We start from the raw sequence: 7797 nt of genomic DNA, 5'->3' as shown, positions 1-7797 counted from the left end.
TTGAATTGTTTGTTGAACTTCGTCATACTAAGGCCCCCTATATATACTTTTATTGTATCACTTTATGGAAAACCTCAGTTTGACTTGTCCTATTTATATGCTAGCACCATTTGTCGTAATTTGAAGAATTATAAATTAATTCTTCAAATCGACTTTTAACTATTGCGGATCTGGGCAACTTCATTGTAATTAATAAAGAAATTCCTAGTGAGAAAGGAGTTAGAAAAAATAAGAGGGGTTAAAATTAGTATCCACCTATTTTTTTTTTAAACATGCACACGGGGGTGTTCGAAATTCTGACTATCGTTCTATTGTATCAAATACAAACACCTTTGAGACGACATCTTCACGACCGGTGCGACCTTAGAAGGCTGCGCCCATGCCTTGAAACAAAAAGGCGCCGCCAGCGTGACGGGCCTCGTCATCGCCAGCGGCGCACCGTAGAATGAACGCAGTTCGCAGGTGGCCGGCCGCAGGCCGCAAAAAAACGGGCAGCGGGCCTATGCGTAGGGGCCGCCTGGATAAGGCGGCCCGCTGTGAGATTCGACCATAGCCCATTCGAGTATGATGGCAGGCTTTCACGAATCACGAACAACGAGCCACGGCTTTTCCTCGGACTCGGATGCGGCGTTCCGCCGCGACAGACTCAAGCTGACGACGACGCTTCGGGAAGCCCTCAGCGCGTAGCGGGACGCCTTGCCAGGACCGTCCCCTACGATATCGCATATAGGCGATGGAAATGAACGCAGTTCGCAGGCGGCCGGCGTTCTTCCATTCGATGAACGATGAACGACCTACGATGAACGTAAAAAGCGCTGTCTTCATGCGACAGCGCTTTTTTTTGATTACAATGTGTTATTAACCTAATGTTTCGATAAAAGCCTTGACCACTTCCGGATCAAAGAGCAGGCCCGACGCGCTGAAGAGTTCGCGGACGGCCTGTTTTTTGGTTTTCGCCCAGAATTCTGCCGACGGGTTGATGATCATGTCGTAGTAATCGGCGACGGCGATGATGCGCGCCCCCAAGGGGATATTGGCACCGCGCAGGTGTTTGGGAAAGCCCGAGCCGTCCCAGTGTTCGTGGTGATAGCGGATGTAAGGCACGATGTCCTGGCAGCAGGGGATGTTTTCCAGCATGTTGCCGCCGGCTGCGGCGTGGCGCTTGTACTGCGCCTTTTCCGAGCGGTTGAGGTAGGGCATCTTGGCCAGCAGGGTATTGGACACGAAGAGCAGGCCCACGTCATGGAGGAGTGCTGCGTATTTCACTTGTTCGATTTCACTCTTGGGCAGCGTCAGTTTGGCGGCGACGCTGACGCTGTAGTTAGCGACCTGCAGGGAATGCATATATAAGCGCTGACTCTTCAACTGTATGAAATTGAGCAATTCCGCTGTAATGGCGTCGAGGGACGTCATTTCTTCCCGGGCAATGCCCGCAGCCTGTTTTAACGATACCATATACATGACCAACAAACCCTTTCATCTGCAAACGTGTTACTTGTTCGTCGTCCGATGTGCCCGGCGTACCTTCTGCGGATGGCGGAGGATGTTGAACATCTTCACACTCGTCTTCTTGATGCGTGCGCCGGTGTTTTTCATGCGCCGTGCCGTCGTGATCTTCGATTTGCGTTTCGGGCGCATGTCGCGGATAGAGCCGAAATCACCGCGGCGGATACTTGTCGCTTTGATGCGGTCTGAGCGGAGGTTTACCTTCAGGGTGCTCATGATCTGGCTCGTCTTGAGGTCGATATTAAAACTGTAGATGTCCACTGCCACGTAGGACAGGGGAGGATAGGCGTGAATACAAATATGTGCGTTGCCGGAAACGGCAATACACGTCAGTTCGTCGTCGATATGGAAGAATGTAATCCCTTCGACAGGGGCGCCGACGAGGTCGAACGCGCGCTCTACCAAGGGCTGCAAATCTTCGGCCTCCGAAAAGGAAGCCTTGCAGTTATAAAAATCGATGAGTACATGTTTTCCTAATGTGTTATTCATAAATCTCCACCCGTTACTTAGTTACAGCTTATTATATACTGTTTTCGGGCCAATGTAAACAGAAAAAAAGACCCGTTCCCGATGTTTTTTTGCATCAGGAACGGGTCCTTTATGCGCCAGCCGCCAGCCACTCACTGCTGACAGCTGACTGCTAGCCGCTGACCGCCAACTGCCAGGGGGTAGGGCCTAGCAGCTAGGGGTTAGTGTCTGACAGCGTTTTCCACATACTAACAGCTAACAGCTAACGGCTAACAGCTCGCCACACTCATGCGGCATGGGCACGCATGGGCGTGAAGGTGAAGCCATTGCCGTCGTAGCCGATGGTGACTGTATCGCCTTCGCGGATGGTACCGGCGATGATGTCGCGGCTCAGGGCCGTTTCGACGGTATGCGTGATCAAGCGGCGCAGCGGACGGGCACCGAACTGCGGGTCGAAGCCTTTGTCGGCCAATTCCTGCAGGGCTTCGTCGGTCCAGGTGAGGTGGATCTTGACCTGTTTTTCCAGACGTTTGCCCAGGCGTTCCAGGAGGATAGCGGCGATATTGCGTACCTGGTCTTTCTGGAGCGCTTTGAAGACGACGATGTCGTCGACACGGTTGAGGAATTCCGGACGGAAGTACTGTTTAAGCAGTTCACGGACTTTTTTGTTGGCTTCGTCGTAATCCTTCGATTCGAGGATTTCGTGGGAGCCGAGGTTACTGGTCATGATGATGATGGTGTTCTTGAAGTTGACTACACGGCCTTTGCCATCGGTCAGGCGGCCATCATCGAGAATCTGCAAGAGGACGTTGAAGATGTCCGGATGGGCCTTTTCGATTTCGTCGAGGAGGATGACGCTGTACGGACGACGGCGGACGGCTTCAGTGAGCTGGCCCCCTTCATCATAGCCGACATATCCCGGAGGAGCCCCAATCAGGCGGGATACGGTATGTTTTTCCATGTATTCCGACATATCGATACGGATGATGTTGCGTTCATCATCGAAGAGGGCTTCAGCCAGGGTCTTGGCCAGTTCGGTCTTGCCGACACCGGTCGGGCCGAGGAAGATGAAGGAACCAATCGGACGGTTCGGATCCTTGATACCGGCACGGGCGCGGATGATAGCATCGCTGACGACGCGGACAGCATCGTCCTGGCCGACGACCCGTTTATGCAGCGTTTCGTCGAGGTGCAGGAGTTTTTCCCGTTCGCCTGTCATCATCTTGGTGACCGGGATACCCGTCCAGCGGCTGACGACCTGGGCGATATCTTCTTCGCCGACTTCTTCTTTGAGGAGCTGCGAATCCTGGTGTTCAGCCAGGTAGGCTTCCTGTTCCTTCAACTGTTTCTGCAGTTCCGGCAGTTTGCCGTACTTCAATTCCGAAGCCTTGGCCAGATCGTAGTTGCGTTCGGCCTTGGACATTTCGCCTTTGACGGCGTCGATTTCTTTCTTCAGGCCCTGGGTGCGCAGAATGGACTGTTTTTCTTTATCCCACTGGGCTTTGAGCTTGCTTTCTTTTTCTTTCAGTTCGTTCTTCGTTTCCGTGATCTTGGCCAGGCGTTCTTTGGAAGCGTCGTCCGTTTCTTTGTTTAAGGACTGTTCTTCGATTTCCAGCTGCATGATCTTATGGCGCAGTTCGTCGATCGGCGTCGGCATGGATTCGATTTCCGTACGCAGTTTGGCGGCAGCTTCGTCGACGAGGTCGATGGCCTTATCGGGCAGGAAACGGTCGGAAATGTAGCGGTCCGACAAGACGGCGGCAGCGACCAAGGCTTTATCACGGATGCGGACGCCATGATGGACTTCGTAGCGTTCTTTCAGACCACGGAGAATGGTGATTGTGTCTTCAACAGAAGGCTGATCGACCATGACCGGCTGGAAACGACGTTCCAAAGCGGCATCTTTTTCGATGTATTTCTGATATTCATTGAGCGTCGTAGCGCCGATGCAGCGCAGGTCACCACGGGCCAGCATCGGTTTCAGGATGTTGCCGGCATCCATGGAGCCTTCCGATGCGCCGGCACCGACGACGGTATGGATTTCATCGATGAAGAGGAGAATCTGGCCGTCCGATTTGGCGATTTCATTGAGGACCGATTTGAGTCGTTCTTCAAATTCGCCACGGTATTTGGCACCGGCGATGAGGGAGCCCATGTCGAGGGAGTAGAGGGTCTTGTTCTTCAGCGATTCCGGTACGTCGCCGCTGACGATACGGCGGGCCAGGCCTTCGACGATAGCCGTCTTGCCGACACCAGGTTCACCGATGAGGACCGGGTTGTTCTTACGGCGGCGCGAGAGAATTTCGATGGTGCGGCGGATTTCGTCGTCACGGCCGATGACCGGGTCCAATTTGTTCTGGCGGGCAGCAGCGGTCAAGTCGCGGCCGTATTTTTCCAGGGCCTTGTAGTTTTCTTCCGGGTTATCACTGTTGACGTTAGCTTTGCGGTTGGCTTTGATAGTACTCATGATCTTGTCCTGGGTCAAGCCGAATTCACGGCACAACTGCTGGACTTCGTCGTCGCTTTCGCTGACGATGCCCATGAGGATATGTTCCGTGCTGATATATTCATCGTGCATGGAGTCGGCCAACTGCTGAGCCTTGCCGATGACACGGACCATTTCCGTCGACATGGACAACTGGCTGGAGCCTTTGACAGACGGGATTTTCTTCAATAACTGTTCCAAGCGGGCCTGGAGCATGGGGACGTCAGTGTGACATTCCGAGAAAATCGTATTGAGCAGGCCTTCCGGTTCTTTCGTCAAGCCCATGAGCATATGGACCGATGAGAGTTCCTGGTTATAATGGAGCGCTGCAATCTGCTGGGCAGACTGGAAGGCTTCGATGACCTTTTGCGTATATTTTTCGTTTCCCATAATTAAGACCTCCTTACTTATGGTGGAAGTAATCATTCTTAGGAGCTTTCCTCAAGCTCTAGTATTATTATATCGTTAAAAGTCAAAAAGTCAATAGGACAAAAAGAAAAATAAGAAAAATATTTGACAAAGGAAGGAACCTTTAGCTACACTTATTTTGTCAGAAAGGAGACGGATATATGGATGAAAAAGAACGGAAAGCTTTTGAAGGCGATGCTCAAGCGCAGTGTGACATGGGCGATGACTATTTTTTTGAAGCTTTCGATGCGGATATAGAAGATAAAGATGTTTTATATAGGAAAGCTATCTATTGGTATCACCGGGCCGCCCAGAAGGGCCACGCCGCCAGCCAGTACAACCTGGCCTATCAGTATGAACACGGTCTGGGGATAGAGATTGACTTGGAACAGGCCGTGTACTGGTACCGCCGGGCCGCCAATCAAGGCTACGGCGCAGCCGAGAACAATCTGGGCCATCTTTACGAAACGGGCTGCGGCCTGCCCCAGGACTATGCCCAGGCCCTGCACTGGTACGGCCGGGCGGCGCGGCACGACGATGCCGACGGCCAGTGCAATACGGCCATCATGTACCAGTTCGGCTATGCCGGCAAGCGGGATTACGACAAGGCCGCCTATTGGTACGCCCAGGCCGCCGGGAAGGGCCAGACCATTGCCCAGAACAACCTGGGATACCTCTATGAGACGGGCCGCGGCGTCCCGCAGGACTGGGAACTGGCGGCGCACTGGTATTACGAAGCGGCCATGGCCGGTGACGGACCGGCCCAGAACAACCTGGGCGTCCTCTATCGCGACGGCCACGGCGTCCGCCAGGACCTGTACCAGGCCGTCTATTGGTTCGCCCAGTCTGCCGCTTCTGGCTATAAAGAGGGCATGAAGAATTATGCCCGTGCCCTGGAAAAGGGGGAAGGCGTGGAGAAGGACACCGTCGAAGCGGCCTATTGGCGGCAGAAGGGAAATGAACAGGACTGACATTTTTACGTAATTTTGACGGAATTCATAAATAAGACTTACATGATGAATCTACTATAATTCCAACAAAGTCACGGCCAAAGGCTTGAAAGCCGAAAAGACCTACTGGTATCAGGTCAAAGTCGACGGGACCTGGCAGGCCGCTCAGCCGGTCAAGACGGGGAATCCGGACGACTTCACCTTCATATATGTCGGCGACCCGCAGATCGGTGCATCGGCTGGCCAGACACCGGCTGAAGGCAGTGCTAAACAGACTGGCGAAATCGCAACCCGCAACGATGCCTATAACTGGAACAAGACCTTGAACGAAGCCTTGAGCCAGCATCCGGAAATCAACTTCCTCTTTTTCCCCATGGTCCTGCGCGGTATGGGTCCCGTCGCAGCGGCCGTCATCACGTCGGTCATCGTCCTGGCTGCGACGATGTACCTCATCAATGGCTGGACGAAAAAGAGCCTGGCTGCCTTTGGGGCGACCCTGGGCGGCATCCTGACAGCCTGCCTGGCGGCCATCCTCTTCGGCCATGCCGTCAACCTGTCGGGCTATAACGTATCGAATATCGAAAACATGATGTTCGTCGCCCAGAATACCCTCATCGACGTCGGACAGATCCTCTTTGCCGGCATCCTCTTCGCCAGCCTCGGCGCCGTCATGGACATCGCCATGGACGTGACCGCTGCCTGTGCAGAACTGGAACGGCATAAGCCGGACATCAGCCGCAAGGCCCTGTTCACGGCAGGCATGAACGTCGGCCGCGACGTCATGGGCACCATGTCGACGACCCTCATCCTGGCCTTCTTCGGCGGATCCCTCGGCGTATGGCTCCTGGACTACGCCTACGACCTGCCGTACCTGCAGCTCGTCAACTTCAATGCCGTCGGCATTGAAATCATGAAAGGCTTCTCAGCCAGCTTCGGCGTCATCTTCACCGTACCCATCGCCGCGGCCTTGAGTGCAGTGACACATAAAGTGGAACATAAATGATGTAAAGGACGCAGGCCGCCGTTCGCAGTTCGCAGACCGCCGCGGATTCAGATGCGGCGTTCCGTCGCGACAGACTCGCGATTTGATTACGACCGTGTGCCATTCGTCATGAATTCCGGCTATGCACAGGATTCTCGGCGGGCGCGCCACGTGCACGCCCCTACACATCGCATACAGGCGATGAATAAATGAATGAGGCTCACAGGCCGCAGGCGGCTGGCCACAAAAAAATATGGTCTGACCGTATGTGTAGGGGCCTTGCCTCCCATGTTAAGAGGAGGGGGGCACGAAGGGGTGGAGGGGTTCTTTAAGGCGGTCCGCAAGGTCCCTTTTACTTTATAGTTTACAGAGAAAACTTTTAAATTTAAAATCATCCGCTAACATCTAGTTGCTGACTGCGTAAAAAGGCTTGTCGCACGTGCGACAAGCTTTTTTTGCTATAATATAGCCGTCTCGCTGATGGATTCCATGAGTGTGTGGATTGAAATTGTAATATTGAGTAATAAGCTATTGAGGGCCTGTCGTATGGTATTCATACGACAGTTTTTTTATGGATAAAATTTACTATTCAATATTACAGAAAATATATATTGACTATTGACGTGAAACGGAGTATACTGAGTGTATCAAAACCGAATTATAGAATTTACAAAATTGTAGAGAAAGGAGAACAGAAATGGGAAATATATTTGGTATACCAAAAACACAGAAATTGGCAGGAAGTGCATCATTCCCTATGCGTTATATCGTGTAGATGGCTATGTATCGGCTAACCTGGCCCGGAAAGTGACCGGTTTCAGCGAAGATGATTTGCAGTATTTATGGAAGGCCATCATTAATATGTTTGAATATGACCATTCCGCTGTCAGAGGGAATATGGCCGTCCGCGAACTCATCGTTTTCAAGCATGATAGTGAACTGGGGAATGCCCCGGCCTATAAACTTTTTGACACTATTCATGTCCAGAAAAAAGATGG

The 7797-nt window shown here is 52.6% G+C and carries 6 protein-coding genes; 3 read left to right on the top strand and 3 right to left on the bottom strand.

Translation table 11 applies throughout. The annotated features are described in order from the left end of the window. Positions 1-858: 858 nt before the first annotated feature. The 3 genes from ACFCTO_RS11970 to clpB form a co-directional block, all read right to left on the bottom strand. The gene (locus tag ACFCTO_RS11970; protein ID WP_020310851.1) at positions 859-1461 is read right to left on the bottom strand and encodes an HD-GYP domain-containing protein; all 603 of its coding nucleotides are present in this window, start codon (positions 1459-1461) and stop codon (positions 859-861) included. A 30-nt stretch (positions 1462-1491) separates the two neighbouring features. Continuing rightward, positions 1492-1995 (bottom strand): S-adenosylmethionine decarboxylase family protein, encoded by a 504-nt coding sequence (locus tag ACFCTO_RS11965; RefSeq protein WP_292106713.1) that lies wholly within the window; start codon positions 1993-1995, stop codon positions 1492-1494. A 265-nt stretch (positions 1996-2260) separates the two neighbouring features. Then, a complete protein-coding gene (clpB, locus tag ACFCTO_RS11960; RefSeq protein ID WP_292261994.1) occupies positions 2261-4849 on the bottom strand; it encodes an ATP-dependent chaperone ClpB in 2589 nt (862 codons plus the stop codon). Positions 4850-5028: 179 nt separating this feature from the next. On the opposite strand from clpB, the gene ACFCTO_RS11955 reads away from it, so the two are divergent. The 3 genes from ACFCTO_RS11955 to ACFCTO_RS11945 all read left to right on the top strand — a co-directional run. Then, entirely contained in the window at positions 5029-5838 is an 810-nt protein-coding gene (locus ACFCTO_RS11955; protein WP_292300708.1) for a tetratricopeptide repeat protein, read from the top strand. An 85-nt stretch (positions 5839-5923) separates the two neighbouring features. Further along, complete coding sequence (locus tag ACFCTO_RS11950; RefSeq protein ID WP_492001335.1) at positions 5924-6820, top strand: YibE/F family protein; 897 nt, start codon at positions 5924-5926, stop codon at positions 6818-6820. 687 nt (positions 6821-7507) lie between these two features. After that, on the top strand, positions 7508-7797 hold a 290-nt coding region (locus ACFCTO_RS11945), incomplete at its 3' end, for a type I CRISPR-associated protein Cas7 (protein ID WP_499876952.1).

Source organism: Megasphaera indica (assembly GCF_046614755.1).
GTDB classification, from domain to species: domain Bacteria; phylum Bacillota; class Negativicutes; order Veillonellales; family Megasphaeraceae; genus Megasphaera; species Megasphaera intestinihominis.
The sequence above is the reverse complement of the archived record's forward strand: the minus strand, read 5'-3'. Positions and strand labels throughout refer to the sequence as shown.

Bases quoted from the DNA above. Each gene is read 5' to 3' on its own strand.
- ACFCTO_RS11970 (WP_020310851.1), bottom strand. From the start codon at position 1,461: ATGTATATGGTATCGTTAAAACAGGCTGCGGGCATTGCCCGGGAAGAA.
- ACFCTO_RS11955 (WP_292300708.1), top strand. From the start codon at position 5,029: ATGGATGAAAAAGAACGGAAAGCTTTTGAAGGCGATGCTCAAGCGCAG.
- ACFCTO_RS11965 (WP_292106713.1), bottom strand. From the start codon at position 1,995: ATGAATAACACATTAGGAAAACATGTACTCATCGATTTTTATAACTGC.
- clpB (WP_292261994.1), bottom strand. From the start codon at position 4,849: ATGGGAAACGAAAAATATACGCAAAAGGTCATCGAAGCCTTCCAGTCT.